This is a genomic window from Aliinostoc sp. HNIBRCY26 (assembly GCF_050235535.1).
Lineage (GTDB): Bacteria > Cyanobacteriota > Cyanobacteriia > Cyanobacteriales > Nostocaceae > Trichormus.
This window is the reverse complement of sequence record NZ_CP189852.1, coordinates 5,888,220-5,915,120: the sequence shown is the minus strand read 5'-3', so window position 1 is coordinate 5,915,120 and position 26,901 is coordinate 5,888,220. Positions and strand designations below refer to the sequence as shown.

Annotated in this window: 21 protein-coding genes; 15 read left to right on the top strand and 6 right to left on the bottom strand. The window is 37.4% G+C overall.

Translation table 11 applies throughout. From position 1 onward, the window contains the following. The first annotated feature begins 29 nt into the window (after positions 1–29). Together ACQFX9_RS25030 and ACQFX9_RS25025 are read left to right on the top strand one after the other, a co-directional pair. Positions 30–1,073, top strand: a complete 1,044-nt coding sequence (locus ACQFX9_RS25030) for a nitrilase-related carbon-nitrogen hydrolase (RefSeq protein WP_427159278.1) — start codon at positions 30–32, stop codon at positions 1,071–1,073. Positions 1,074–1,201: 128 nt separating this feature from the next. Continuing rightward, on the top strand, positions 1,202–2,620 hold the full coding sequence (locus ACQFX9_RS25025; RefSeq protein WP_427159277.1) for an aldehyde dehydrogenase family protein: 1,419 nt from the start codon (positions 1,202–1,204) through the stop codon (positions 2,618–2,620). A gap of 210 nt (positions 2,621–2,830) precedes the next feature. Here the strand turns inward: ACQFX9_RS25025 and ACQFX9_RS25020 are convergent, their stop codons facing one another. After that, on the bottom strand, positions 2,831–3,205 hold the full coding sequence (locus ACQFX9_RS25020) for a hypothetical protein (RefSeq protein WP_427159276.1): 375 nt from the start codon (positions 3,203–3,205) through the stop codon (positions 2,831–2,833). Between the two features lie 556 nt (positions 3,206–3,761). On the opposite strand from ACQFX9_RS25020, the gene ACQFX9_RS25015 reads away from it, so the two are divergent. From ACQFX9_RS25015 to ACQFX9_RS25005, 3 genes are all read left to right on the top strand, one after another. Then, the gene (locus ACQFX9_RS25015) at positions 3,762–4,208 is read left to right on the top strand and encodes a DUF3598 family protein (protein ID WP_427159275.1); all 447 of its coding nucleotides are present in this window, start codon (positions 3,762–3,764) and stop codon (positions 4,206–4,208) included. A gap of 120 nt (positions 4,209–4,328) precedes the next feature. Then, a complete protein-coding gene (gene hisS / locus ACQFX9_RS25010) occupies positions 4,329–5,717 on the top strand; it encodes a histidine--tRNA ligase (protein ID WP_427159274.1) in 1,389 nt (462 codons plus the stop codon). Positions 5,718–5,798: 81 nt separating this feature from the next. Then, on the top strand, positions 5,799–6,254 hold the full coding sequence (locus tag ACQFX9_RS25005; protein ID WP_427159273.1) for a RidA family protein: 456 nt from the start codon (positions 5,799–5,801) through the stop codon (positions 6,252–6,254). Between the two features lie 9 nt (positions 6,255–6,263). Here ACQFX9_RS25005 and ACQFX9_RS25000 read toward each other — a convergent pair whose 3' ends face one another. The 3 genes from ACQFX9_RS25000 to ACQFX9_RS24990 form a co-directional block, all read right to left on the bottom strand. Then, the gene (locus ACQFX9_RS25000; RefSeq protein ID WP_427159272.1) at positions 6,264–7,085 is read right to left on the bottom strand and encodes an alpha/beta fold hydrolase; all 822 of its coding nucleotides are present in this window, start codon (positions 7,083–7,085) and stop codon (positions 6,264–6,266) included. 155 nt (positions 7,086–7,240) lie between these two features. Next, positions 7,241–8,167 carry a 3-keto-5-aminohexanoate cleavage protein gene (locus ACQFX9_RS24995; protein ID WP_427159271.1) on the bottom strand — a complete coding sequence of 309 codons (927 nt, stop codon included), beginning with the start codon at positions 8,165–8,167 and terminating at the stop codon, positions 7,241–7,243. A gap of 97 nt (positions 8,168–8,264) precedes the next feature. Beyond that, entirely contained in the window at positions 8,265–9,734 is a 1,470-nt protein-coding gene (locus ACQFX9_RS24990; protein ID WP_427159270.1) for an amidohydrolase family protein, read from the bottom strand. Positions 9,735–10,085: 351 nt separating this feature from the next. Here ACQFX9_RS24990 and ACQFX9_RS24985 point away from each other — a divergent pair, with 351 nt between their 5' ends. The 3 genes from ACQFX9_RS24985 (at position 10,086) to ACQFX9_RS24975 (ending at position 12,546) form a co-directional block, all read left to right on the top strand. Next, positions 10,086–10,880, top strand: coding sequence for an aspartyl/asparaginyl beta-hydroxylase domain-containing protein (locus ACQFX9_RS24985; RefSeq protein WP_427159269.1), 795 nt, complete (start codon positions 10,086–10,088; stop codon positions 10,878–10,880). Between the two features lie 236 nt (positions 10,881–11,116). After that, positions 11,117–12,118: a zinc-binding dehydrogenase gene (locus ACQFX9_RS24980; RefSeq protein ID WP_427159268.1), complete on the top strand. Its 1,002-nt coding sequence runs from the start codon at positions 11,117–11,119 to the stop codon at positions 12,116–12,118. Between the two features lie 14 nt (positions 12,119–12,132). Beyond that, positions 12,133–12,546, top strand: a complete 414-nt coding sequence (locus ACQFX9_RS24975) for a nuclear transport factor 2 family protein (protein ID WP_427159267.1) — start codon at positions 12,133–12,135, stop codon at positions 12,544–12,546. 73 nt (positions 12,547–12,619) lie between these two features. On the opposite strand, the gene ACQFX9_RS24970 is transcribed toward ACQFX9_RS24975, so the two are convergent. Then, entirely contained in the window at positions 12,620–13,084 is a 465-nt protein-coding gene (locus tag ACQFX9_RS24970; protein WP_427159266.1) for a hypothetical protein, read from the bottom strand. Positions 13,085–14,116: 1,032 nt separating this feature from the next. Between ACQFX9_RS24970 and ACQFX9_RS24965 the strand changes: the two genes are divergently transcribed. After that, complete coding sequence (locus ACQFX9_RS24965; RefSeq protein ID WP_427159265.1) at positions 14,117–14,830, top strand: hypothetical protein; 714 nt, start codon at positions 14,117–14,119, stop codon at positions 14,828–14,830. Positions 14,831–14,950: 120 nt separating this feature from the next. Here ACQFX9_RS24965 and ACQFX9_RS24960 read toward each other — a convergent pair whose 3' ends face one another. Next, on the bottom strand, positions 14,951–20,590 hold the full coding sequence (locus ACQFX9_RS24960) for an ATP-binding sensor histidine kinase (protein WP_427159264.1): 5,640 nt from the start codon (positions 20,588–20,590) through the stop codon (positions 14,951–14,953). A 212-nt stretch (positions 20,591–20,802) separates the two neighbouring features. Between ACQFX9_RS24960 and ACQFX9_RS24955 the strand changes: the two genes are divergently transcribed. From ACQFX9_RS24955 to ACQFX9_RS24930, 6 genes are all read left to right on the top strand, one after another. Beyond that, positions 20,803–21,918 (top strand): phosphotransferase enzyme family protein, encoded by a 1,116-nt coding sequence (locus tag ACQFX9_RS24955; protein WP_427159263.1) that lies wholly within the window; start codon positions 20,803–20,805, stop codon positions 21,916–21,918. Between the two features lie 121 nt (positions 21,919–22,039). Further along, positions 22,040–22,579, top strand: a complete 540-nt coding sequence (locus ACQFX9_RS24950) for a DOMON-like domain-containing protein (protein ID WP_427159262.1) — start codon at positions 22,040–22,042, stop codon at positions 22,577–22,579. 31 nt (positions 22,580–22,610) lie between these two features. After that, positions 22,611–23,729 (top strand): succinylglutamate desuccinylase/aspartoacylase family protein, encoded by a 1,119-nt coding sequence (locus ACQFX9_RS24945; protein WP_427159261.1) that lies wholly within the window; start codon positions 22,611–22,613, stop codon positions 23,727–23,729. A 332-nt stretch (positions 23,730–24,061) separates the two neighbouring features. Beyond that, positions 24,062–25,018, top strand: a complete 957-nt coding sequence (era, locus tag ACQFX9_RS24940; protein WP_427159260.1) for a GTPase Era — start codon at positions 24,062–24,064, stop codon at positions 25,016–25,018. Positions 25,019–25,139: 121 nt separating this feature from the next. Further along, on the top strand, positions 25,140–25,817 hold the full coding sequence (locus ACQFX9_RS24935) for a response regulator (protein WP_427159259.1): 678 nt from the start codon (positions 25,140–25,142) through the stop codon (positions 25,815–25,817). Positions 25,818–25,878: 61 nt separating this feature from the next. Beyond that, positions 25,879–26,841: a tetratricopeptide repeat protein gene (locus tag ACQFX9_RS24930; RefSeq protein WP_427159258.1), complete on the top strand. Its 963-nt coding sequence runs from the start codon at positions 25,879–25,881 to the stop codon at positions 26,839–26,841. The last annotated feature ends 60 nt before the right edge of the window (positions 26,842–26,901 follow it).

The following is a 26,901-nucleotide window of genomic DNA, read 5'->3' as shown; positions in this document are numbered from 1 at the left end:
AAACTCACAATTGAAAATTCCTACTTTATATGACAGATTATACCCAACCATTAGAAACATTTCGGGCTTTAGCACTGCAAATTACCTGTCACGCAGTCAATCAAGCACGCGATCGCCAAGAAGCCAGTATACTAATGCAGCAAGCGATCGCGCGTTTAACTCAACAAATTGCTGCCAGTGTTGCTTTTATTGGTGGTGATTGTCGGTTAATTGTCTTACCAGAATATTTCCTTACAGGGTTTCCAATGGGGGAATCTATGGAAGCTTGGGCAAATAAAGCTTGTTTAGAAATTAACGGTGCTGAGTATGAAGCCCTCAGTAATATTGCTCAAAAATATAGTATATTTTTAGCCGGTAACGCCTACGAACTTGACCCTAACTTTCCGGCGTTGTATTTTCAAACCAGCTTTGTGATTGATCCTAGTGGCACAGTTGTGTTGCGTTATCGGCGGTTAAACTCCATGTTTGCCCCTACACCCCATGATGTGTGGGATAAATACCTCGATTGTTATGGATTAGATGGAGTTTTCCCCGTAGCGAAAACTGCCATTGGTAACTTAGCGGCTTTAGCTTCAGAAGAAATTTTATACCCAGAAGTCGCACGGTGTTTAACCATGCGAGGCGCGGAAATATTCTTACACTCCACCTCAGAAATTTATAATAAACACCTTACCCCCAAAGATGCAGCCAAAATCACCCGTGCTGTAGAGAATATGGCTTACGTCATTTCAGCCAACACAGCCGGATTAGCCAATAGCCCCATTCCCATTGGTTCAGTAGACGGAGGCTCAAAAATTATTGATCATCGAGGTTTAGTTTTAGCAGAGACAGGTGCAGGAGAAAGCATGGCCGCCTTTGCAGAGATAGATTTAACAGCATTAAGACGCGATCGCCGTCGTCCAGGGTTAAATAATTTACTAGCGCGTCAGCGATTTGAACTATACGCCCAAAGTTATAGTCAATCAAACTTTTACCCAGCCAACACCATGCTAAATCAATCAATAGACCGCAAACACTTTATCCAAACCCAACAACAAACCATCGAACGCCTCAGCGATTTGGGAATAGTTTAGTGCTGAGTGCTGAGTGCTGAGTAATGAGTAATGAGTAATAAGTAATGAGTTTTGAGTTTTGAGTTTTGAGTTTTGAGTGATGAATAATGACTATTGACTATTGACTATTGACTATTGACTATTGACTAATGACTAACACCATAGAAGTACGTAACCCCCGCACAGGAAAATTTGACTATGTGATTATTCCACCGCCGCCTCGGTTGTTAGCACAGCAGTGTAACCGGGCGCGACGGGCGCAAACTCAATGGTATCAGTTGGGTTTAGAAGGGAGAATTGCTGCTTTACGGGAATGGAAGGAAGCAATACTAGCTGCACGCCAATCATTAACAGATGCGTTAGTAAATGATACCGGTAGATTATCTATATCTATATTAGAAATTGATTCCTTTTTCAGCAGCATTGACCGGTGGTGTGATTTAGCCCCAGATTTACTGCAAGAATCAGCTAAAAATACCAGTATTCCTTTCATCGCTTTGCAACAAACCTCTGTACCTTACCCCCTCGTGGGAGTAATTAGTCCGTGGAATTTTCCCTTGTTGCTGTCGATGATTGATGCAATTCCGGCGTTATTGGCGGGTTGTGCGGTAGTTATAAAACCGAGTGAAATTGCACCGCGTTTTGTCGCGCCTTTATTGACATCTTTAAATAATGTCGCCAATTTACGGGATGTCTTAATTTTTATTGAAGGTGCAGGCGAAACAGGCGCAGCTTTAATTGATTATGTGGATTTAATTTGTTTTACAGGTAGCGTCAACACAGGGCGCAGAGTTGCAGAAGCCGCAGCTAGACGTTTTATCCCTGCTTTTTTAGAATTGGGTGGCAAAGATCCGGCGATCGTTTTAGCATCAGCAAATATAGATTTAGCTACCTCTGCGATTTTGTGGGGTGCAGTGGTAAATACTGGCCAGTCTTGTTTATCTATTGAACGTGTTTATGTTGCTGAATCAATCTTTGAAGAGTTTTATCATCAACTAGTCGCCAAAGCTTATAGTCTGCAATTAGCCTATCCCGACATTGAAAATGGGCAAATTGGCCCAATTATTGCGGAAAAACAAGCTGCAATCATTAGTGATCATTTAGCTGATGCAGTAGAAAAAGGTGCAATTATTCACTGCGGCGGTAAAGTCGAAGAGTTAGGGGGTGGTTGGTGGTGTCGTCCTACAGTGTTAACTCAAGTCAATCATGCCATGAAAGTGATGACTGAAGAAACTTTCGGCCCCATTATGCCCGTGATGCCGTTTTCTAATGTGGAAGAAGCTGTATTTTTAGCCAACGATTCTATTTTTGGATTAAGTGCAGCTGTGTTTGCTGGTTCAGAAGCGGAAGCTTTAGCCGTGGGGCGGCAAATTAATGCTGGTGCTATTAGTATTAATGATGCGGCTTTAACTGCCATCATGCACGAAGGAGAGAAAAACGCTTTTAAACTCTCCAGTTTGGGTGGTTCACGCATGGGTGGAGCAGCGTTAACGCGATTTATGCGAAAACAGGCGTTTTTAATTAAAACTAACTCTGCTCATGACCCTTGGTGGTTTAATCAGGAATAAGGGGCTATATGTAAACCCTCTTCCCTACAAGGCTACGGTGTACACACATCTTTTTGCTAGGTGCAGAATGTGGTTTTATCCCCCCTACCCCCCATTCCTTTGTAGGGAATGGGGGTTTCAAAGCCTCTCCCCGAAACGGAGAGAGGTTTAGAGAGGGGTTTCTAGTATACTTTTTGACTTTTCAAACACCCTCTTAAAATTGATGATAATTTAACTAGCGATCGCTATTGATTTTCTACGGGTAGGACGCTTACGATTAGATTTTTTCTTGAGTCCCACTGCTTGCGCCTGATCACTATCTGAACCATATTGCCCACGCACAACTTCTTTCATGGCTAATACAGCATTGTGAAATTCCCATTCAGCTTGTCTAGCCGCATCAATAGCTGCACGATATACAGTTAATTTTTCAATTTCAGTTTGTTGCTGTAATAGCATTGCCTGATACGCTTGTTGTAAATTCGTTGCAGAAGCATCCGCACGGGTAGTATCGTAATCGTCAATCGTTTGCAAACCGTGGAATGAATTTACATCTTGGCTAATAATTTGTGAGCGTAAACGGCGAGTTGTATCTTGCTTGGGCATATAGAGTACGTAATAAAATCTATATTTAATGTTCCCTATGTAACAAAAAAAGTAACAATAAGCAAAAAAATATTAAATTTTATTATCGGTATTAACAATGCGGCGACGGGATTCGCATTACCAACTGATGTTTTAACAATGCAGTGTCGGGATTCGTATTATCAACCAATGTATTAACAATGCGGTGACGGGAGTCGCATTACCAACTGATGTATTAACAATGCGGTGACGGGAGTCGCATTACCAACTGATGTATTAACAATGCGGTGACGGGATTCCTATTGCAAACTAATGTTTTCAAAATCTAGGCGATCGCCAACAAATGCTGCATACTGACCTTTAACAATTCAAAATTCAAAATTCAAAATTCAAAATTCAAAATTAAAGACAGTCAGAGTTGAAGAGTTAAATCCTAACTCAACTAATACTACGTATAGACGTAGGGGTTTTAAACCCTTAAATTGACAATAAAATAAGCTAAAACGCTCATTTTACTTTCCCAATCCCCAGTCCCCAATCCCCAATCCCTAGTCCCCAATTTATCAGGAGTCGTATCATGTCTAACATTAGAGAAGAAATGCCTGTACTAGTCCGTCATGAAGGTGATTGGGTTGGTACATATACTGTAGTTGATAACTCTGGAAAGATTCTTGATCATCATGAATCACATTTAACTTGTCAATTTCCAGATAATAGTCCTCATCCTTATTATCAAACCAATCGTTATAAATGGGCTAGCGGTAAACACGAAGAACATCAATTTCCTGGCGCATATCATGACAAAGCCCTCTGGTTTGATACAGAACGAGTAGAAGGTAAAGCTTGGGAAATAGACGACTCAACTATAATTTTGCAATTTTCTTACAAAACTGTTCCAGATATATCTTTATCAGAAATGATTTATATTAGTCCAGATAACAATCACCGCGCTCGCACTTGGCATTGGTTTAAAAATCATCAAATATATCAACGTACTCTCATTAAAGAACAAAGACTAAAATAAGAATATAAAATTTGAAAAAAAGTTTGTAGTAAAGACTTTAGCCTTTACTACAAACTTTTTTATTAACTAAAAATAAAAATTGTTGTATAATTGCAAATTGCAAATTAATAAGGTAGACGCATGGCAAAAGGTGACAAAATAAACTTTTCTACTCCTAGTGGCTTTCCTGAATTTCTGCCCAGCGAAAAACGCTTAGAATTATATTTACTAGATACCATCCGTAAAGTTTACGAAAGCTACGGATTTACACCTATTGAAACTCCTGCTGTAGAAAGGTTAGAAGTATTACAAGCTAAAGGCAATCAAGGCGACAACATTATTTATGGCATAGAACCAATATTACCACTCAATCGCCAAGCTGAAAAAGATAAATCTGGGGAAACAGGCTCAGAAGCCAGAGCATTAAAATTTGATCAAACTGTACCTTTAGCAGCTTATATTGCGCGTCATTTAAATGAATTAACTTTTCCTTTTGCACGTTATCAAATGGATGTTGTGTTCCGAGGTGAAAGAGCAAAAGATGGAAGATTTCGCCAATTTCGTCAGTGTGATATTGATGTAGTCGGGCGGAGTAGTTTGAGTTTATTATATGATGCTCAAATGCCTGCTATTATCACCGAAATATTTGCAGCTATTAATATTGGTGATTTTGTCATCCGCATCAATAACCGCAAAGTCTTAACAGGGTTTTTTCAATCTTTAGGTATTTCAGAAACTCAAATTAAATCCTGTATTAGCATTATTGATAATCTGGAGAAAATTGGCGAAGCTAAAGTTAAACAAGAGTTAGAAAAAGAAGGCGTTAATTTAGAGAAAACACAAAAAATTATTGATTTTATTAAAATAGACGGTAATACTGACGAAGTTTTAGATAAACTCAAACACCTTGCTCAAAATTTGCCGGAATCTGCACAATTTAAGCTGGGTGTCAGTGAATTAGAAACAGTAATTGCAGGTGTGCGGAATTTAGGCGTTCCTGACAAAAGATTTTGTATTGATTTGTCTATTGCCCGTGGATTAAATTACTATACCGGCACAGTTTACGAAACTACCCTAATTGGACATGAGGCTTTAGGTAGTATTTGTTCTGGTGGTAGATATGAAGAATTAGTGGGAATGTTTTTAGGCGAAAAAATGCCTGGTGTGGGAATTTCCATTGGCTTGACACGTTTAATTAGTCGTTTACTAAAAGCGGGAATTCTGAACACCTTACCAGCAACGCCAGCGCAAGTAGTGGTAGTTAATATGCAAGAAGATTTAATGCCAACTTACTTGCAAGTTTCCCAACAGTTACGTCAAGCTGGAATTAATGTAGTGACTAATTTTGATAAACGTCCTTTAGGTAAACAATTTCAAGCCGCAGATAAACAAGGAATTCGCTTTTGTGTAATTATTGGTGCTGATGAAGCCGCAGCCCAAAAGTCATCACTTAAAGATTTACAAACAGGTGAGCAAATAGAAGTTGCTTTAGCTGATTTAGCGGCAGAAGTAAAACGCAGACTGCAATAATTGCATTAATTTTGGTAACAGGGGATATTTTTCCCCGACATTTAACAATTAAAATTCTTTTAATCTTAACTATCTAAGTTTATGAGTAAAAATCGCCAAGTTATTATCCCTCAAGGCATGGAAATTTTATATGAAAAATTTCACTATTGTCCTGGGGTTAAAGTAGGCAATACACTATATATTTCAGGTCAGGTGGGACGCGATGAAAATTTACAGGTAGTAGAGGAAGTAGAAGCGCAATTTGTCCAAACTTTTGAGAATGTGAAAAAGGTACTAACAGCCGCAGGTGCAACCTTTGACGATGTGGTAGAAATGATTACCTATCATGTGACAGGGTCAAATCTTAGTAATTCCCAATTTACACCTGCTGATGCAGCACAACAGCAGTTTACTATTCCCCATCTGCCGTTATTTATGAAAGTAAAAGACCGTTATTTTACTAATAATTTTCCAACCTGGACGGGGTTTGGTATTACTGCTTTATCTACGCCAGGACTAATTGTAGAAATTAAATGTACAGCAGTCCTAGATAATTAAAAACTTTAACTATTCTGTGCTATTTAAAAAATCCATGACTACCTGAGATACTGCTTCAGGTATTTGGTTCATCATGCAAATTGTGCCTTGTTCAAATTCTACAACTTTGCCATGAGGAATTGCTTGAGATAGAAAATAGCGGTCATTGAATTTTGCTAAACTCAATCTTTCAAATTCTTTCATGTCATCCAGTCCCCAAATGATGAGAGTGGGACATTTAATAGCACGAAATCTTTCTGGTGCTTCTAGACAGTAATTACCTACAGCCCAAACCGCATATAAAGGATGACCAAAACATTTTAAATCATCTAAAACCCAACGATGATTTAATTCTGCCGAGCCTACATATCGGGAACGGGCTAACCATCTTTCCATGAGATGAGAACCATCTTCTTTAATTTTAAAACCATCCTCAAATCTTTTGAATAATTCTGCTTGTCCTCCCTCCCCAAAGCCGGCTACGTTTCCTAATATGAGTTTATCAACGCGATCGCTATATGCTGCGGCTATTTCTCCCGCCACAAAAGCACCTGTATGATTACCAAAAATACTTGTCTTTTCTATGCCTAATTCATCTAAAAGTGCGATCGCGGTTTTTGCATAGTCGCCAATAGTATACATTCTCGGCGGTTTATCGGAATCACCAAACCCCATCAAATCCATTGCAATGACTCGTCTATGTGCCGCCAAAATTGGCATCAGTTCGCGGAATTCGTCACTACTGCGGGGGTTCATGTGCAGCAACAGCAACGCCTCACCTTCGCCACCAATGCGGTAGAGAATTTGTCCATCTTCTGTATCTAAAAAAGCGCGTTTAATTTTATTGGGCATAATGTTTTAGCGATTATATTTGTTTGTGATTCAAGGCAACAAGAAACAAAAAACAGAAAAAACCCCTCTTCAAACCTGAGAGGCTTTCATTTTCCCCCTTCCCTACTAGGGAAGGGGGTTAGGGGGTTAGGTTTCCCCCCATGCACTTCACATTTCTAGTTAGCAACCACCTGTAGTTTTTCTTTAACAACAGTTCGCGGCTGCATTTTCAAAATTTCCCGTGCTTGCGCTGGTGTTGCAACTTCCCGGCCTAATGTATGCGCCATTTTGACAACTTTGTCTACCAAGTCGCCATTGTGGGGTGTGCCAAAACGTAAATAAGGATAGTCTCCCAAACCAATACCAACATGACCACCCATTGTAATTGCCCATGCCGCCAAAGGCATCACATCGCCATTCCAGCACATCACTAACCATTGATCATCTTTGGGAATAGAATCTACTACTGCTTGTAAATTTGGTAATGTGGGCAAAATTCCACTAGGCGTGATTTCTCCAGTAAACACAAACTCCCAAAAAGTATTTTTAGGTAGCAGTCCCATTTCTTGAAAACATCTAGCTGTCCGAATTTGTCCTATATCCCAACAAATAGTACCGACAAAAAGGTTATGTGCTTGCGCTATTTCCAATACTTCTTTTATATATGCGCGAGAACTAGTATGTACTTGGTCGTAGGTGAGAAATTGTTTAGTTTGTGAATTCCAAAAATCTAAATTGAACGAGCCAAACTCTAAAGGAATCATATCAACGCCTAGTGCTGGATCGTTGTTTGCGGCTAAGATGTGTTGAATGCGATCGTTCACATTACTTTCTTTAGTCACATAATTCAAAGTAGGATTAACAATTAAATCAGTCTGCTCTCGAATTCCTTGAATAACTTCTAAATAAACGTCTACATCATTAACCCATCTCCCATCAATTGGATCTCGTCCATGCCAATGAAAAATTGCTGCTCCCGCTTCCCAAGCGCGAACCGCTTCTTGAATAATCTCCTTTGGAGTATATGGACAGTGGGGATTTTCTTGACGGTAATCGGAATCGTTGCTACGACATTCAATAATTAATGGTATTTGACTACTCATAGTTATCCTTTAATTTGGGTAGATGTGTGTATTGTTATGTTTAGTCTAAAATAAAATTTTTTTCTACTCCTTTTGAGATATTTTCCCCGAATATTACCTAATTCCTTTTTAAATAACGTCCACTAGGTAAACCTAAAACCTGACTATTGTGATAAATTAAATTGCCTCGCAAAAATGTACTTTTAACCTTTCCTGTTAACTCCATTCCCGCAAAAGGTGTGTAACCTTGTTGTGATTCTGATTCAGCCGCATTCACCACAAAACTTTCATTGGGGTCTAGTAAAACTAAATCAGCATCAAAACCAACAGCAATATCACCTTTTTGAGATAAACCAAACCTGCGTGATGGATTCCACGATAATAATTTAGCCATGTGATTGTAAGACATTCCCCGCTTACTACCTTCACTAAATACACCAGATAGTAAATATTCTGTACCACCAAAACCAGATTTTGCTAACCAAATATTATGGGGGTCTTTGGCATTAACTTTTTGTTCCGCCGCACAACAAGCATGATCACTAACTATCCAATCTACTTGATTATTGAGAACAGCTTGCCATAAATATTCCACATCAGCACGGGGACGAATAGGAGGGTTAACTTTTGCTAAAGTTCCATTTGGTGTATCGACATCTAATAATAAATGTCCAACGGTAACTTCTCGCCGGAAATTAATATGAGGAAAAGCAGTTTGCATAGTCAAAGCTGCTTCCATTGCTTTACGAGAACTCAAATGTAATAAATTGATATTTGCACAGTTAGTTTCATGTGCCAAATAAGATGCAATACAAATTGCTAACCCTTCTGAATGGGGAGGACGCGCTGCACTGTAAGCGTGCAGTCCGGTTAAACTTAAATCATTTTCAACTATTTTGGTGTAAGCATTGAGAATTTCTGCCACTTCACAATGCAAACTTAAACTAATTGTTGCTTGTGCTTCTGGGTGACTTGCGCTTAACTTTGCCAAGCCACGCATGATAAATTCAAAGTGAGCAAAATCGTATCTTTCTGTTTTATTAATCATCAAAAATAGATTTTGTTGGTCAGAAAGACCATGTAAACCATAGCCACCATAAAACATAAAGATTTTGAAGGAACTAATGCCATATTCCTCAAATAGCATTGGTATTTCATCAATATGCTGATTACTAATAGGGGCGATATGGTAACTATAATCAACAAAGAAGTTTCCTTGAGATAATGCTAATACTTCAGGAAAAAAATCTTGGTAGGAACCACCTTTATTTAAATAATACTTCCCTGTACGGATGTAATTGAGGCTAGTTGTTACACCTCCCATCGCGGCGGCTTTACTTTCTGTCACTGCATCTTTGTCCAAGGGTTGGTAAATACCGATGTGCATATGAGCATCGACAACCCCAGGAAAACCCAGGAGATTCTTGCCATCAAATACCTCTTGCCCCTGGTCTGCGCTAATATGAGGAGCAATCTGAGCAAATTTCCCATCCTTAATCCCTATATCTAGGAGTGCGATCGCATTTTCATGGGGACGTACAACCCGCACATTCTTGACAATTTTATCTAATATAGGAGGTTCAGACATAGTAGACCTCACATTAACATGATGACAGCAAGCAAGTCGCTTTCACATCCTACAGGAACAATCGCTAAAATAGACAACTATGTAACAGTTGTTTATTGAACCGTTGTGATGACCAAGAAATAAAACATACAAACTCTTATGTAGGAATCCGACTTGATTATTGAAATTATTTGCGTAGGTAGGGAACAGGGAACAGGGAACAGGGAACAGAAAATGAAGTAACAGAGGTGTACCTAGCTTCGCAGAAATCAAATATGATTCTTATATGTAGAAGGGCTGAGACGAGCCATTAAATTTATTGCTGGTAATTTAAATTTGGAATTTTTAATTGAAAATTAGGAGCAGAAAAACGTGAACAATTTTAACGAGTATCATCTCAATCCCCAAACATTCCCATTCCTCAAAAATGTACAAGAAAATTGGCAATTTATTCGGGATGAATTTACTAATTTTCTCCAGCAGGCATCGCCACAAGAGTTAAAATTTACTTACGATGTTCTAGGCCCCAAAAGTAAAACTATTAAAACTAAAGGAAACTCTAAATATAGTGCCTTTGGAATTTTATTTCAAGGTTTATTAATTGAAAAATATATTCAATTTCATCAAATCCAATATCCTGATTACGGCACAGAAGAAGCAGCAATTAAGGCATTAGAACTGAGAGAAAAATATTTCCCAAATTTGGCTCAGATGATCACAGCAGTTAACTTAGAAAATAATGATGTCATTAGAAATGCCTATTTCGGCACATTTCACCCTGGTTTAGATATAAAGCTTCATGTTAACTATAACCCCCACATGAATCGGGGTTATTTAGGCTTAATTGTGCCGCAAGGAGATGTGGCAATGAAAATATGTTATGAGCAACTTTATTGGCATGAAGGGGAGTTTATGGTTTTAGATCATAGCTATCCCCATTGTCCACATAATTATACTGAATACGATAGAACTGTATTGGTTGTTGATTTTTTTAAAACAGATCAGCCAAGAGAAGCAGTAATGAGATTTGAGCAAGAACAAGTAACGGAAAGAATGCAAGATAATCCTTATAGTTTGGGTGTGTTCGGTAAAAGTGATAAAGCCAACATCGAAGATTTTATCAAGTATGGTTTAGCGCATCAATTGGAATGGGATAAGGCTTTATAGGGAATGGGGCTAATCAATTAAAAATTAAAAATTAAAAATTAAAGATTCTGTTCCCCGTTCCCTGTTCCCTAATGACTAATAATGCCCAAGGAAAAAAGGATACAAGTCACTAAATTTATTTATGAAGAAGAAAAAAGTTAAACAGCATTAATTCAAGCCCCTAGATTTATCTGTGGGGTATTTAATTCTAAATTTTAAATTTTGAATTTTGAATTCGGAGCGAAGCGACGTGACTAATGACTAATTACAAAAAATTAATAGCTAAACAACTCCATCAAGATTTTAAATCTGCTGTAGAAATTGTAGAAGTACCTCTGACTGCACCAGCAAATCACGAAATTTTAATTCGGAATAAATTTGCGGGAATTAATGCGGGGTTTGATACTTTACTCTGTCGGGGTGAAGTGAGTTATATAAAATTAACTCCGCCTTTTGATTTGGGTGTGGAAGCGGTGGGGGAAGTGGTAGCTGTAGGTGCAGATGTTTCTGGTTTTCGGGTGGGTGATGCTGTTATCACGACTTGGCGCGGTGGTGGTTATCGAGAATATCAGGTGATAGATGCTAGCTTGGCGGTGAAAGTGCGGGAAGCAACGCCAGAAATTCTCAACCTTGTACCAACGGGTGTTTCAGCTTTGGTGGCTTTAGAACAAGTGGGGGAAATGCAAAGTAATGAAACGGTTTTAGTAACGGCTGCGGCTGGTGGTACTGGCCATATTGCGGTACAGTTGGCGAAGTTGGCGGGAAATCATGTAATTGGGACTTGTAGTTCTGAGGCGAAAGAAAAATTATTACAGGAATTAGGCTGCGATCGCATCATTAATTATCATAGAGAAAATCTCCAACAAGTCCTCAAGCAAGAGTACCCCAATGGGATTAACTTAATTTTTGAGTGTGTGGGTAAACAGGTGTTTGATACCTGCGTTGACAACTTAGCCATTCGGGGACGTTTAGTAAGTATCGGCTATATTTCGGAATATGGGAAAAGTATCGAACAGGTAACGCAAGCGCGTATTTATCATCAACTTTTTTGGAAAGCTGCTTCTGTGCGCGGTTTTCTTATGCCCCATTATCAAGAATATATCCCAGAAGCGCGCGATCGCCTCTTAAATTTGTTCTATGCAGGTAAATTGCAAGTATCTGTTGACTCTACCCCATTTCTTGGTTTAGAGTCTATTCCCACGGCGGTAGCATACCTGCTCAGTGGTCAAAATTGTGGCAAAGTAGTTGTCAGGTTTTAGAATCTAGGAAAAACATGGTGCAGAATAGAGAAAATACTTTAAAAGTTGCTCACCAAGCATTTGAACATTTTACCCACGGTTTAGCAACGGGTGAATGGCAAGCATTTCTAGAAATGCTAACAGACGATTTTACATTTTGGTTTCCCATCGGTAAATTCCAAGGTTTAAATCAAGGAAAAGCAAAAGCCAAGGAATTTCTTGATTATGTTTCAACTTCCTTTCCGTCTGGCATCAAATTAGTGTCTTTAGATTGCATTACTAGCAATGAGACAACGGTAGTCTTTGAATTTCGCGATGAAGGAACTTTATTTAGACAGCCTTACAAAAATCGTGTAGCAGTATCCTTTGATGTGCGAGAAGACAAAATTTGCAGTTACCGAGAACACTTTGGTAGTGATGGCAAATCGTCATTAGTAAATACCAACTAAATAAAGTTTGATAATTACTAATTTCTCAGTCTCAGCCAGATATTGTCTAGAGGATATTTTCTCTACCCATAATCTAATTATTTTGAGCTTTTAATCCTTGAATTTCTTTACATTTAGCTTCCGCCGCCTGATAAGCAGCTAAATATTCTTTACCTCCCAACATCACATCACCATAATATTCATATGGTGCATCACCATAAATAGGTAATGGGTCATCTTCTGGATAATCTTCCTTTGATTCTTCTATAATTTCCTTGAGTTGCTTCACACTGAGAGTATGAGCAGCAAAATACCACATTTCTTGTACATGATTATGCAAATGCGGTAAGTTAGGGTCAACAATTGTCTCTGCTATTTCAATCCAACCATGTTCTAGAGGTTTAGTTGGCTTCCCCTGACAGACTAAAAATCCTTGAACATATTTAGCACCCTGTGTAGCCAACGCAGCTTTATACGCATTATCAAAGGGTTTTCTAGCCTTACTTTTGATGCTTTCAGCAGTTTTTTTTGATAGTTCTACATCCAATATTTTGTTCATTTATAGATGGGAGAGAAATCAGTTACCCCCATATAATATCATTTTTACATGAGGTGAGATTAGCTGTAGCAAACTCCGCATCTATCTTTCCCTTTCACTACAATGAGCCATAAACAATTGAAAGTTTAATCCAAATTAGTAATTACGTCTCTATAATTCCTATTTAATTTCTACACTAAACAACTAGAGATTTAAGTTTTGATATATTTCTGTCTAGATTCATATTAGGTTACGCCATGCTTAACCCTACCTAATATAATGAAATATTTGAGCCTTGATACGCCACTACGTCACAGTTGAAAAATAATCCAAATTCTATATAGGACTCATATTTGATTCCTGAAAAAACTCCGTACACTTTTGTTCCCTGTTCCCTGTTCCCTGTTCCCTTCCTACGCAAATGATTTCAGGAATCAAAGCGGATTCCTATATTTGATTAATTATTTCACAAATAGATTCAAAAATCTGATATCTAAATATTAGTAAGTTTTTTTTGCGTGCTATCAGGTAATCAGAGCAAGCATACATATTTTTTTTAGTCTGAAAGAGAGATTCAAATCAAAGCTGACTGTCAAAACAATTGAAGAATCGGGCAATAGAGCATTAATTACTGTGTTTTGTCAAGCCACTTAAGTAACAATTTAAAATACTACTATTGGCTTAGTTAATCTCTAACTAATGACGGATTTTTTCACTTAAAATCTCTTTATAATGTCACAGTATTTTTCCAGATAAATAACCTTAATAATACTTAACAGATATGTATTGTTTTTTATCTTTAGAGGTAAACATCTCTCTTAGTTATGACGAGGAAAAATAAAAAAATCTCTTAAAGTTGTTCAGTAATATTACTGCGTCATACGTCATATCCCTTTAAAATCAAGACATCTAGAATAAGATTAAATGTATATTTGTTTACAAGTAATACTTAAAATCTGATTTAATAAAATTACTAAAAATTACTGTTATTTTTTGATTTAAAAACCACAACAATGTGAACAAGTCAAATAAATTAAATCACAAATTAAGACTATGAAAGCAGTTCTCGCATTAATCGAACAGAAGAAACAAGAATTCTCAAAGTTACCAATATGTGAATTCTTAAAAGACAAAAGTATTCCTCCAAGACAAAGATTAGCCTTTGCACCTTGTATTACTCCTTTTGTGATGAATATCTGGGAAGTGAATAAATATTTCTTCCGAGAAGAACCAACAGATGATCCAATTCAACAATTAATTAATGTTCATTCCTATGAAGATGACCATCATTTTCTTTGGTACTATGAAGATATGCAAAAATTGGGTTTTAACCAACCAATGACATATCTAGAAGCTTTGAAGTTTATCTGGGGGCCAGAAAATGACAAAGCTAGACGAGTCTGCTATAAACTCTCAGCCTATGCTTATCAAGTAGACCCAGTTTTAAAATTAGCAATCATCGAATGTAATGAAGCTACAGGAAATGTTGTCTTGTCATTGACAGCAGAGGTTGCACGGGAATTGCAACAAATAACAGGAGAAAACTACCGCTATTTTGGTGAATATCATTTAGCAGTAGAAACCGGCCATGCTATGGGTACACCTGATGTAGAAAATCTCATTGAAAATATAGAAATATCTCCAGAGATGGAAGCAAAAGCTTGTCTTTTAGTGGAACAAGTATTTGCAGATTTTACAGAAATGCTAAATGAATGGATGGTTTACATTAAGGCTCACAAGTTAGACCAAGTACCTGTAGGAGTGTAAATCAATGTAATTATATAATAAACAAGTCCTGAAGAAAGAATTTGATTTGTTTATTATATATACTGTTTAATAAAATACCCGATTTCATAAAGAAATCGGGTATTTTATTAATAATAAAGCTCAAGATTGTTGCAGAGGTATATCTATAATAAATTCTGTTCCCTTTCCAGGAGTAGAATTACAGATTAGTTTACCTTTATGTTTTTCTACAACTATTTGATAACTAACAGATAGACCTAAACCAGTACCGCTACCGATTGGTTTAGTGGTAAAAAAGGGATCAAATATTTTTGGTTGTATTGTCTCTGGAATTCCACAACCATTATCACTGATGCTAATTCTGACTATCTGAGATTTTGTCAACTCAGTTCTAATGCAAATTTGAGGCTTAGTTAATAATTCTGCATTTTGAGATTTTGAATTTTCTATAGCGTCAAGGGCGTTAGTCAAGATATTTAAGAATACTTGATTGATTTGGCTAGCATAACAAGTAACTAAAGGTAATATTCCATACTCTTTAATAATTAAAATTTCTGGTGCTGTTTGTTCATGATTTTGTTGATTTTCATTACTATTCTTCTGTATTCTATGTTGTAAAATCAACAATGTATTATCAATACCTTCATGAATATCGACTGGTTTCATTTCTGCTTCATCTAAGCGAGAAAAGTTACGTAAACTTAACACAATGTCTCGGATTCGCAGACTTCCCACCTTCATGGAATTGAGGATTCTGGGTAAATCTTCACCTATAAAATCTAAATCAATTTCTTCACACTTGTCTAAAATAGTAGCTGAGTCTTCAGGATACTCTTGTTTATATATATTAATTAAGTCTAGTAAGTTTTCAATGTACTCTGTTGTATGTAGAAGATTAGCGTGAATGAAATTGATAGGATTATTAATTTCGTGAGCAATTCCAGCTACCATTTGCCCTAATGAGGACATTTTTTCACTTTGAATTAATTGAGATTGGGTCAATTTTAATTGTTGTAAAGCTTCTTGTAAACTCTGATTTTTATTGTGCAGTTCTGTGGTTCTAGCTGCGACTTTTGCTTCTAAGTTGTGATTGTATTCTTCTAAACTTTCTTTAGCTTCTGCTAGATTTTTATATAGCATTGCATTCTCTAAGGAAATTCCTGCTTGAGTAATCAGTAGTTTAATCACTTCCAGGCGATCGCGTGTAAATGCAGATGTAATCAGATTATTTTCTAAATATACAATTCCCAGCAATTTACTTTGATTCACCATCGGAATACAGAGAATGCTTTTAGGTTTCTTGTTAGTAATATAAATATCTGTTGTCAAAGGAGCATGATTAGCAGTATCATCAATAACTAATATTTCTTGAGTGCGTTTGACATAATTAATGATAGTGAGAGGTATATCTTCACTAGATTCTACGGGTATGGAGAGAAATTCTGTGTGAGTAGCGGCAAATGTCGAATTTAGACTAACTGCTGTTACATTCAATGATGAAGTTTTCTCTTCATGTAAAATCAAGACACACTTGGATGCTCCTGCATTTTCCATCACTAACTCAATTAGTTTAGAAAGCAGTTCTTGTAGTTCAATTTCTCCAGAAATAGTCTGATAAGCTTTAATCACAGCCGCTAAATCCAGCATATCAGAAATGCTAGTGCTGTGGGAACTAATGACAGTGTCGTTACTTGTCAAAGTTGACACTTCAGCAGACTTATCTAAGTTGATTTCTGAATAAAAGTGGCTTTTTGGTATTAGTTTATCTTGTTGAATAAAACTAGCTAAAATTTCGGGGTAACGTGCTTGTAAATGTCGCAGTTTCGTTGCAGCACCCCAACGCGAATAAGCATAGTAAGCATCAATCAGATAAGATTGGGCAAACTTTTGCTTACCCCACTGTAAATAAAATTTAGCTGCTAGTTCATTAGCTAATGCTGACTCATGAATATATTCATGTTCCTGTGCTAAGGCTATGGCAAGATCATAGAGTTCTATTGCATCTAAGTGCTGTCCATTAATTCGCTGTAACTCTGCTTCTACTAGATAATATTTATGTAGAAAATTCATAGGAGCATTTTCTGCCCACTGTTGCATTTTTTGTTGATTCGCTGCTACTAGTTTTAAAATTTCTCCCTGTTCTTCTGGATTTTTATCAGGATATATTGCTAAAGCTGATAAAGAGCTATAGAAGTAGAAAATAGTCACGACAAATTTAGCCGGGACAGTATCTAAATATTGTTCGGCGCAGATAGCATTTGCCCAAGCCTGTGTATAATCTTCAAATAAGTAACATAGGAATAATTTTTCTACATGAAAATATAAAATAGCCAGTTGATTACCAGCTTGTTTGATCACAGGTAACATACTTTCTTCATCATAAGCTTCACCCTTGAGCTCACAGGGATACTCAGAACACAATAGATTTAATCCTGTCTGCCAATTAGTTGCGTGCAATTGTAGAGGAATTTCTTGATTTAACTGTGTAATTTTTAGATGATAGCTCCGCATTTGTTTTTCTAGTTCTACAAGATTTTTACCTAGAAATAAAGAATGCTCAGAGTGCATATATAGAGCGTAGGCGGCTTGCTCTAAATCGCCTGTCTCTAAACCTATTGAATAGGCATTGATGAAAGAATTTAAGGTTTCTTGGAGATGCTCTTGCCAATGTATCGTGAAGTTATTGACGACAAAAATCCCCATACACATCAATTCTCTAGGGTTAAATTTAGCTAATAAATTTAGTCCTAGCTGACCTAGTTGATAACAGGAGTTAAAGTCACCTAATAAATTCCAGCGAATGACTGCATAAACTACATAAGCTATAGATGATATACCACAATTACCATAGCTAAAAGATAAATTGACTTGTTTGAGAGCTATCAGAGAAAACATCAGAGGATTACTAGCATAAGCAATTGGTAAAAGCCTACCGAATATTCTCATAATTGCTAGTTTATCTGGCTCTATTAATTGGGGTAGTGCAATCAAATCCTCAATTTTTTTATTTTCAAAAGCTAACTGTAATTTTTGTAGTTCTAAGGCAATATCTTGCTTTTGTGGCTGTTCTGGGAAAGGTATTCCTAATAAATTCAAGACTTTAATGCCTGTGTTAATAGCGTCAAAACTACGGCCTTGTGCTTTATAAGCTTCTATTTTAATTTCATTCACTTTGAGTTTATCGACTAGAGTTTTAGCTTTCACCAAAACTGTTTCTATGAGCTTTTCCATTTGCTCAAAATTGCCACTTAAATATTTAGCTTCTGCGGTGGTTTCATGTAAGGCTAAAGCAAGTTCATATTGAGTATCCCAGCAGTCCGACTGTAAAAGTTCCAGGCCAGTGGTGAGATATTTCAGTGCGGCTGAGTAGGCTGTTGATGCTAAAGCTTTACGTCCAGCCGTTAAATTCATAGTGGCTAATTTATGACGATGTTCTAAATTAGTAATTAACTCTACTGCAATATTAAATTGGTTCACTAATGCAAAAATGTTTTCTTCTGTTGCTGACATTGCACTATTCCTGAGCAGGATTAGACCAATTTCTAAATGTATATTTTTGCGTTCGACTTCAGAAATGAGAGAGTAAGTAGCTTGCTGTATGCGGTCGTGGACGAATTTATATTGAGTTGGCTGATAGTTATGATGTTCCTGGTCACTGGGTGTAACTTCAGCAATATCTAGATTATGAAGATTTTCATTCAGCAGGAAATTATAGCAACTGCCTTGAGCTATAATCAAGCCTTCCATTAATGCTTCCCACAAATTAGATGCTGTTTCTGATATAGATTTATTGTAGGCGATCGCTAAAGTTTCTAAATCAAATTCATTGCCAATACAAGCAGCAATTTTTAATACTTCTTGAGTCGCTTCTGGTAATTTTTGAATTTGCTCCGCCATGAACTCTACAACATCATCAGTAAGAGTCAATTCTTGAATTTTACTAATTTCATATTCCCAGCAACCTGCACTAGTATTTACAGTGATTAAACCTTGGTCATAAAGAGATTTCAAAAATTTATTAATGAAAAATGGATTACCTTTGGTCTTAGTAAATAAGACTTGAGTTAAAGGAGTAGCCGCTTCTTTACTGCAATGTAGAGTTTCTACAACTAATTGACTTAAATCATCTAGTGTTAAAGGCAGCAAATTGACATTATTGATATTGACATTAGCTTGATTAATTTTTTTGATGGTTAAATATAGAGGATGAGTTGTTGATATTTCATTTTCTCTGTATGCCCCAATCAGTAATAAACCATGCTCAGACTGATTATCTTGTGCTGTCATGACTTTTAAATCATCAGCAGTTTCCTGACTCATTAAGACTTGGATAAAGTTTAAAGATGCTATATCTGCCCATTGCAAATCATCGAGGAAAATTACTAGGGGATGTTCTTTATTACTAAAAACATGAATAAAATTTTGTAATAATATGTTAAAGCGTTTTTGATCGGCAGTACCAGGGAGTTTAGCTACAGGAGGTTGTTTGCCAATGATTTTCTCTAATTCAGGAATCACCTCAGTGATGATATAACCTTGGGTGTCTAACGCGCTTAATATTTTATGTTTCCATGCTTGAATTTGTTCATCGGTTTCTGAGAGGATTTGATTAATTAAATGTCTAAATGCCTGCACTAATGCTGATAAAGGTGTATCACGTTGGAATTGTTCAAACTTACCCTTGATAAAATAACTACGTCTCTCTACTATCGGCTTATGGACTTCATTGACGATGGCAGTTTTACCAATACCAGAAAACCCAGATATCAAGAGTATTTCATGTTTACCACTTGTGACTTTTTCAAAAGTATTGAGTAAAGTTTCTATTTCTTTTTGGCGGCCATAAAGTTTTTCGGGAATAATAAATTGTGTAGAAATATCTCGGCTACCTATTGTAAATGGAGTGATGTGTTGATGTGTTTGCCATTGACTTTGACAGATTTCTAAATCATGCTTTAATCCTTGGCAACTTTGGTAACGGTCTTCAGGATTTTTCGCTATTAGCTTGTTGACAATATCAGATAAAATTACAGGTATGCAGGAGTTAATATGGCTAACTCTAGGTGCTTCTTTAGCAATGTGACAATACACTAATTCCATTGGTTCGTTACTATTAAAAGGTAACAAACCTGTCAATAATTCAAAGAAAGTGATTCCTAAAGAATAAAAGTCAGAACGATAATCAACACCTCGATTCATCCGGCCTGTTTGTTCTGGGGAAATATAAGCTAAAGTACCTTCTAAAACATTCGGATTGATCAGGCTTTGAATTTCTCTCGGTAAAATGCTAGCTAAACTAAAATCGATCAGTTTAACTTCATTGGTTGTAGGATTTATGAGGATATTAGCAGGTTTAATATCTTTGTGAATAATGCGCTCATGATGTAGTCCATCAAGAATAGTAGTAATGGCGATCGCAATATGAAAAAATTCATCTAGAGCAATTGGATTTTTTTGCGGTTTTTGCTGCTTTTTTTGCCATTCTTTCAGGGATATACCCTGAAAGTCTTCCATCACTAAAACATAGCTATTATGATAATTTTCCAGAGATAGGGGTTTGACAATTCCAGGAAGCTGAAGATTTTTGGTTAAGGTATATTGATTGCGAAATTGAGCAATTTCATTAAAGGTAGGATATTCAGAGCGCATCAACTTCAGGATGACTGATTTTTGGTCTTGTTCTCTAATGGCGCGATAAACTAGACTTTTACTACTGACGTAAATTTGCTCAGTGATGCGATAGCCAGCAATTGGATATTCTGTACCAGTTAATATAGACATTAGAGTTAATTTTATAAATTGATTGCTAACATCTATGTTTCCCAATTGATACGCCTCATTATCATAGCGAGAAGATTTACGCGCCTCTATTCATGGAAACCCCATCACCCATCTTTGCAACACTTATATACAGACCTGGAGTGAAACTTAAGTTACTATAGTTTCCTATTGCCGTAGTGCAATTTTGTGTGTGGGGAGTAGTAAAAACGCATATGACAACGGTTATCAGGTCGCAAACCTTAGAAAATCTGGTTACAATTGCTGAACAATTCGCACTTCCAGGTAAAGTCACCAATGTTCAAGCATTTGGCAGTGGTAATATTAATGACACATTTCTAGTCACTGTTGATGCTCAAGAACCGCATTTTATTCTGCAACGAATTAATACACAGGTGTTTCGTCAACCCCAACTGATTATGCAGAATATGCGTACCTTCACTGAGCATATTTACCAAAGTTTACAGCGTCAGCCTTTAAACCGTCGTTGGGAAATACCGCGTGTATTATCAACTCAGGAAGCTCAAGACTATTGTATTGATACGACGGGTAATTTTTGGCGTGCAATCAGCTTTATCGGAAATTCCCAATCTTTCGACACGATGCAGAGTCTAGAACAGGCGCAGGAAATTGGCTACGCCTTGGGGATGTTCCATAACCTAATTAGCGACTTAGCACCGGAAAAATTAGCAGATACCCTCGTAGGATTTCATATTACGCCACTTTATTTGCAACATTATCAAGAAGTTTTAGCGGGAATAACACCAAAATCATCTCCTGAAGTGAATTACTGCTTGCAATTTGTGAGCGATCGCACTACCTTTGCTCATATCCTAGAAAATGCCAAAGTTGAAGGTAAGTTACCTTTACGCTTAATGCACGGCGATCCCAAAATTAACAATGTCATGTTTGATACTGCGACTCAGAAAGCAGTGAGTGTCATAGATTTAGACACAGTGAAGCCAGGATTGGTACATTACGACATTGGAGATTGTTTGCGTTCTGGGTGTAATCCGGCTGGAGAGGAAACAGCCGATTGGGATAGTATCTATTTTGATACGGATTTATGTCGGGGAATATTACAGGGTTATCTCGCAGTCGCCAAAGCCTTTTTAACTGAGAACGATTACACCTATATGTACGATGGAATTCGCCTCATCGCCTTTGAGTTAGGACTGCGGTTTTTTGCTGACTATTTAGCAGGGAATGTCTATTTTAAAGTCAAGCATCCAGAGCATAACTTAGCAAGAGCGATCGTGCAGTTTAAGTTGACTGAAAGTATAGAATCTCAAGAACATCAGATTCGCCAAATCATTCAAGATATGAAATGAAATGTAGGTTTAGGGGAGTGCTGAGTAATGAGTAATGAGTAATGAGTGCTGTTAACAGTAGCCCGGCGTTTAGCCAGTGCTGAGTAAAAACTAATGACTAATGACTAATGACTAATGACTAATGACTAAACAAACATTTTCTTTACAACCTTTCCCATCGGCTGAACCTTCACCTGATTTAAAGATTACAGGGAATATTAGCCGGGAAAATAATCAACTGGCGATTACATACCAATTAACGGGTGATTTAAAACAAGTCGTTATTCCTCCACTCGTAGATATACCAACTCGCAAAAATGAACTTTGGGAGAATACCTGTTTTGAATTCTTCTTAGGTGTGCGGAATTCTCCCCGTTATTGGGAATTTAATCTTTCTCCGGCTGGAGATTGGAACATATATAGATTTGATGGTTATCGTCAAGGAATGCAAGAGGAAACAGCTTTTAATCAGCTTCCTTTTAGTGTGCAATCTCATCCAGATAGTTTGATAATTTCATTGAATTCTGATTTAAATCAAATTATTTCATCTGCACAATCTTTAGAAGTTGCAATTACTACTGTTATAAAACAACCAGATAATCATATAACATACTGGGCTGTAGTTCACAAAGGTGCTGAGGCTGATTTTCATCTGAGAGATAGTTTCATAATTATGATATAAATAAACTTTTGACTCTGTTCCCTATTTTTATATGCAGCCTCAAATTGAAACTCGATTTTTACGCCAAATGGCTTCAGGCGATCGCCTATTTTTACAAATATATAAATTCATCGGTTCACAAGCCGGTAAAAAGGTTTATATCCAATCTAATCTCCACGGTGCAGAAATATCTGGAAATGCAGTCATACATCAATTAATTGAATTTCTCTTATCAGTAAATGAGCATGATTTAATAGGCGAAGTTTGGCTAGTTCCTGTTTGTAACCCGATGGGAACTAATGAACGCGCACAACATTTTTCACCAGGCCGCCATTGTGCTTATGAATATAAAGATTGGAATCGCATATTTTGGGATTATGAGAAACATAACAATGATTTACTCACCTTTGCTAAGTCTCAAATTTATGAAGAGTTAGCAACGATTCGGCAAAATTATTTAAATGTAATCAAAAAATACTTCTCCCAAAATTTAGAGGCGATCAATTCTCCTTATAGTGTCCCCTATACCGAGCTATTTCGTTATCAACTCCAGTCTCTAAGTCTAGATGCTGACTATTTAATTGATTTACATAGTTCTACTAATCAAGGCTTAGACTATGTTTATTATTTCCGCGATCGCGAGTCAAGTGCTAAATATTTTTTACTAGATTTGGGAATTCTCTTAGATAAATATGATGGGGATGCTTTTGATGAAGCTTTTATCAAACCTTGGCTAGCTTTGGAAGATTGTTTGCGACAATTGGGTAGGGAAATTAAATTTGATGTCGAAGCGTGGACTTTAGAATTAGGTGCTGGTATGCAGATTAATCCTGATTCTGTAAAAAAAGGTGTTGAGGGTATCAAGAATTACTTAATTCAAAAAAATGTATTGCAAAACTTATCATGCACTTCATCTCAGGAAATGTATTTTGCTAAAAGTAGCTATCGTCAAAAATATCATGCGATCGCAGGTGGAATGATCCAAGCTAGAGTCCCTTTAGGTACAAAAATTAAAGCAGGAGAAAGGCTATATCAAATCCTTAGCTTTAATAAGGAAAGTCAACTACCATCGGTGATTGATGTCTGTGCGGCTGAAGATGGATTAGTTTATGATATTTCCACCAATCAAGCCGTAAATCAGGGCGAATTTGTCATGGGAATAATTAATTAGTTGATATTTGTTAACAATCACTAGAGTCGAAATTATAAATATTTTAAAGATAAATACAGATTTAAGATATTTTGTAAATCTCTGTAATTCTTATCCTCAAAATCACAAGATTGCATTAAAAGCAATCTCCTTTAAGAACGATGATTTTTATTGATTGTCTGTTCATATCTGATTTTCAAGAAATCAAAGCAAAATATATTTAGTAGTAGATTAAACTAAGATTAAAGACTAGTTCCCCGCACTTCTTAGGGTGAATTGATGTTTTTCGAGTGTGTTCGTCAAGACTTATACCTATTAAATCTCAACCATAAAATATAACGGTGGAACTGACAGTGACTAGTATTGATAATCACATCCTATCTTTATCAGAAGCAGTATCGATTCCTCAAGCTCCTCCTGAGTTTAAATCAGGTTTTATCGGCATTATCGGCCGTCCTAACGTCGGTAAATCTACGCTGCTGAATCAATTAGTGGGACAAAAAATTGCTATTACTTCACCCGTAGCACAAACAACACGCAACCGTTTGAGGGGAATTGTCACCACCTCAGATGCACAAATGATTTTTGTAGATACACCAGGAATTCACAAACCACATCATCAATTAGGTGAGGTACTGGTACAAAATGCTAAAATAGCGATTGATTCGGTGGATTTAGTCCTATTTGTGGTGGATGGAACAGTAGCTTGTGGTGCAGGCGATCGCTTCATTGCTGACTTACTAGTTAACAGTCCCACACCTGTAATTTTAGGTGTCAATAAAATTGACGAACAACCAGAAAACCCCCAAAGCCTCGATGAAAGTTATCAACAGTTAGCAGCTACCCATCAATGGCCGATAGTCAAGTTTTCCGCCATCACTGGTGCAGAACTACCCCAACTGCAAACAACATTAATTGAACATTTAGATTATGGCCCTTTATACTATCCACCCGACCTAGTAACCGACCAACCAGAAAGATTTATTATGGGCGAATTAATTCGCGAACAGATTTTACTGTTGACGCGGGAAGAAGTTCCTCATTCTGTAGCGATCGCCATTGATAAAGTAGAAGAAACACCAAACATTACCCGTGTAATGGCGACTATCCACGTTGAACGCGACTCTCAAAAAGGGATTCTCATCGGTAAAGGCGGATCAATGTTAAAAGCCATAGGTAGTTCAGCAAGAGAACAAATTCAAAAATTGATTTCTGGTAAAGTCTATCTAGAATTATTCGTCAAAGTTCAACCCAAATGGCGACATTCACGCGTCAGGTTAGCCGAGTTAGGTTATAGGGTTGAGGAATAGTCATTAGTCATTAGTCAATAGTCATTAGTCATTAGTTTCTTCTCCTGCTACCTTGTCCTCCTTGTCTCCCTTGTCCTCCTTCCAGTCTCCATTCCCCCTTCACCATTCTCCATTCCCAACTATGTCTTTGAACACTGGCTATACCTTAAATTTACCCAGAGATGCTTCACCTTTGCGGGTGTTGATTGTAGAAGATGATCCGATGATGCAATTGGGGTTAGAACAATCATTAATGGTTCATCCCCAGTTGAATATTGTGGGACAAGCAGAGGATGGTTATTTGGGTGTACAAGCAGCACTGACACTGAAACCAGATTTAGTGGTGATGGATATTGGTTTACCGCGATTAGATGGAATTGCAGCTACACAACAAATTAAAGCTGCACTCCCCCAAACTCATGTAGTGATGTTGACATCCCACCAAACGGAAACAGAAATTATTGCCGCACTATCTAGCGGTGCAGACGCTTATTGTATCAAAGGGGCGACTGTAGAGCGATTATTAAATGCGATCGCGGCGGCTGTTGATGGTGCGACTTACTTAGATCCGCAAATTGCACGGCGAGTAGTTGATCACCTCAAACCACCCACACCCACAGGTAACACTGCTAATTTATCAGGAAGGGAATTAGAAGTGTTAAAACTGATGGTAGAAGGTTTAAGTAACCCAGAGATAGCCGAAAAACTCTATCTCAGTCCCAACACCGTCAAAACCCACGTCCGAGGGATTATGAATAAACTAGCAGTAGATGACCGTGTGCAAGCTGCGGTTGTCGCCTTGCGTTCTGGTTTAGTGTGATTAATTAACAGGAGTGTATCAATTACAGGTTTTGTTCTCCTCACACAATTTCCCATATCTCATGAATCGCTTTTATCTCTTCATCTGCAATTTTGGAATTGCGGTTACATTTGTTTGTCTATTGTGGATTTTACCTGCACACTCATTATCTAGAGTTCAAGAACCGAACACCGCAGATGTATTTCTCAAGTCAGCGATAGATCAACTGCAACATGGGAATTATCAACAAGCTATTCCCGATTTGACGGCGGCTATACGGTTGAGAAAGAATTTTGCGCCGGCTTATAGCGATCGCTGTCTAGCCTATCTACAATTAGCAGACTATCAAAATGCGATCGCTGATTGCAATCAGGCTCTACATCTCACCCCTAAAAACGTAGAAGCATATCTCAATCGGGGATTAGCATACTACAGACTAGGAAAATATCAACAGGCGATCAGAGACTATCATCACGCCATCACTCTTAAACCCCATGACTTTAGAGCCTATTACAATCGAGGTCTAGCTTACGCCATGTTAGGAAATCATCAACAAGCTATCTCAGATTATGATACGGCACTGAAGAATATTTCTCCTACAGCTAACTTATATCCAGCCGATATCTATAATGACCGAGGATTGGCTTGGTTTGAATTATCAGATTTATCCGCAGCCATTGAAGATTTTTCCCAAGCCATTGTTCTCAACCCCAATAATCATCGAGGTTACTACAATCGCGGTTGTGTTTGTGGCAGAGGCGGTGATTTTTCCGGTGCTATCAGAGATTTTACCGCCGCCATCCAGCTCAATCCTGAAAATGCCCAAGCCTACCTTAATCGGGGTATAGCTTACCATCAAATAGGTCATGAACAAGCAGCGATCGCAGATTTGCGACAAGCAGTCAAATACTTTAACCAACAAGGAGAAACCACAAACTTACAAAACACCATCGGGTTACTAAAAAATTTACAGCAACAAATCTCATTGCGCTCAGAAATCGCTATGAACGTAACTTTCACACCAAATCTAAATGTAACAAGGTAAACAATTAAAGGTTTGTAGTGAAAAATTTAGTTCTCTCTACAAGACGCTGCGCCAACAGCA

Coding starts and splice junctions, on each gene's coding strand:
- ACQFX9_RS24970 (WP_427159266.1), bottom strand. CDS start 13,084: ATGAACAAAATATTGGATGTAGAACTATCAAAAAAAACTGCTGAAAGC.
- ACQFX9_RS24945 (WP_427159261.1), top strand. CDS start 22,611: ATGCAGCCTCAAATTGAAACTCGATTTTTACGCCAAATGGCTTCAGGC.
- ACQFX9_RS24930 (WP_427159258.1), top strand. CDS start 25,879: ATGAATCGCTTTTATCTCTTCATCTGCAATTTTGGAATTGCGGTTACA.
- ACQFX9_RS25030 (WP_427159278.1), top strand. CDS start 30: ATGACAGATTATACCCAACCATTAGAAACATTTCGGGCTTTAGCACTG.
- ACQFX9_RS24950 (WP_427159262.1), top strand. CDS start 22,040: ATGACTAAACAAACATTTTCTTTACAACCTTTCCCATCGGCTGAACCT.
- ACQFX9_RS25020 (WP_427159276.1), bottom strand. CDS start 3,205: ATGCCCAAGCAAGATACAACTCGCCGTTTACGCTCACAAATTATTAGC.
- ACQFX9_RS24955 (WP_427159263.1), top strand. CDS start 20,803: ATGACAACGGTTATCAGGTCGCAAACCTTAGAAAATCTGGTTACAATT.
- hisS (WP_427159274.1), top strand. CDS start 4,329: ATGGCAAAAGGTGACAAAATAAACTTTTCTACTCCTAGTGGCTTTCCT.
- ACQFX9_RS25005 (WP_427159273.1), top strand. CDS start 5,799: ATGAGTAAAAATCGCCAAGTTATTATCCCTCAAGGCATGGAAATTTTA.
- ACQFX9_RS24960 (WP_427159264.1), bottom strand. CDS start 20,590: ATGTCTATATTAACTGGTACAGAATATCCAATTGCTGGCTATCGCATC.
- ACQFX9_RS24975 (WP_427159267.1), top strand. CDS start 12,133: ATGGTGCAGAATAGAGAAAATACTTTAAAAGTTGCTCACCAAGCATTT.
- ACQFX9_RS24990 (WP_427159270.1), bottom strand. CDS start 9,734: ATGTCTGAACCTCCTATATTAGATAAAATTGTCAAGAATGTGCGGGTT.
- ACQFX9_RS25000 (WP_427159272.1), bottom strand. CDS start 7,085: ATGCCCAATAAAATTAAACGCGCTTTTTTAGATACAGAAGATGGACAA.
- ACQFX9_RS24965 (WP_427159265.1), top strand. CDS start 14,117: ATGAAAGCAGTTCTCGCATTAATCGAACAGAAGAAACAAGAATTCTCA.
- ACQFX9_RS25025 (WP_427159277.1), top strand. CDS start 1,202: ATGACTAACACCATAGAAGTACGTAACCCCCGCACAGGAAAATTTGAC.
- ACQFX9_RS24995 (WP_427159271.1), bottom strand. CDS start 8,167: ATGAGTAGTCAAATACCATTAATTATTGAATGTCGTAGCAACGATTCC.
- ACQFX9_RS24980 (WP_427159268.1), top strand. CDS start 11,117: ATGACTAATTACAAAAAATTAATAGCTAAACAACTCCATCAAGATTTT.
- ACQFX9_RS24935 (WP_427159259.1), top strand. CDS start 25,140: ATGTCTTTGAACACTGGCTATACCTTAAATTTACCCAGAGATGCTTCA.
- ACQFX9_RS25015 (WP_427159275.1), top strand. CDS start 3,762: ATGTCTAACATTAGAGAAGAAATGCCTGTACTAGTCCGTCATGAAGGT.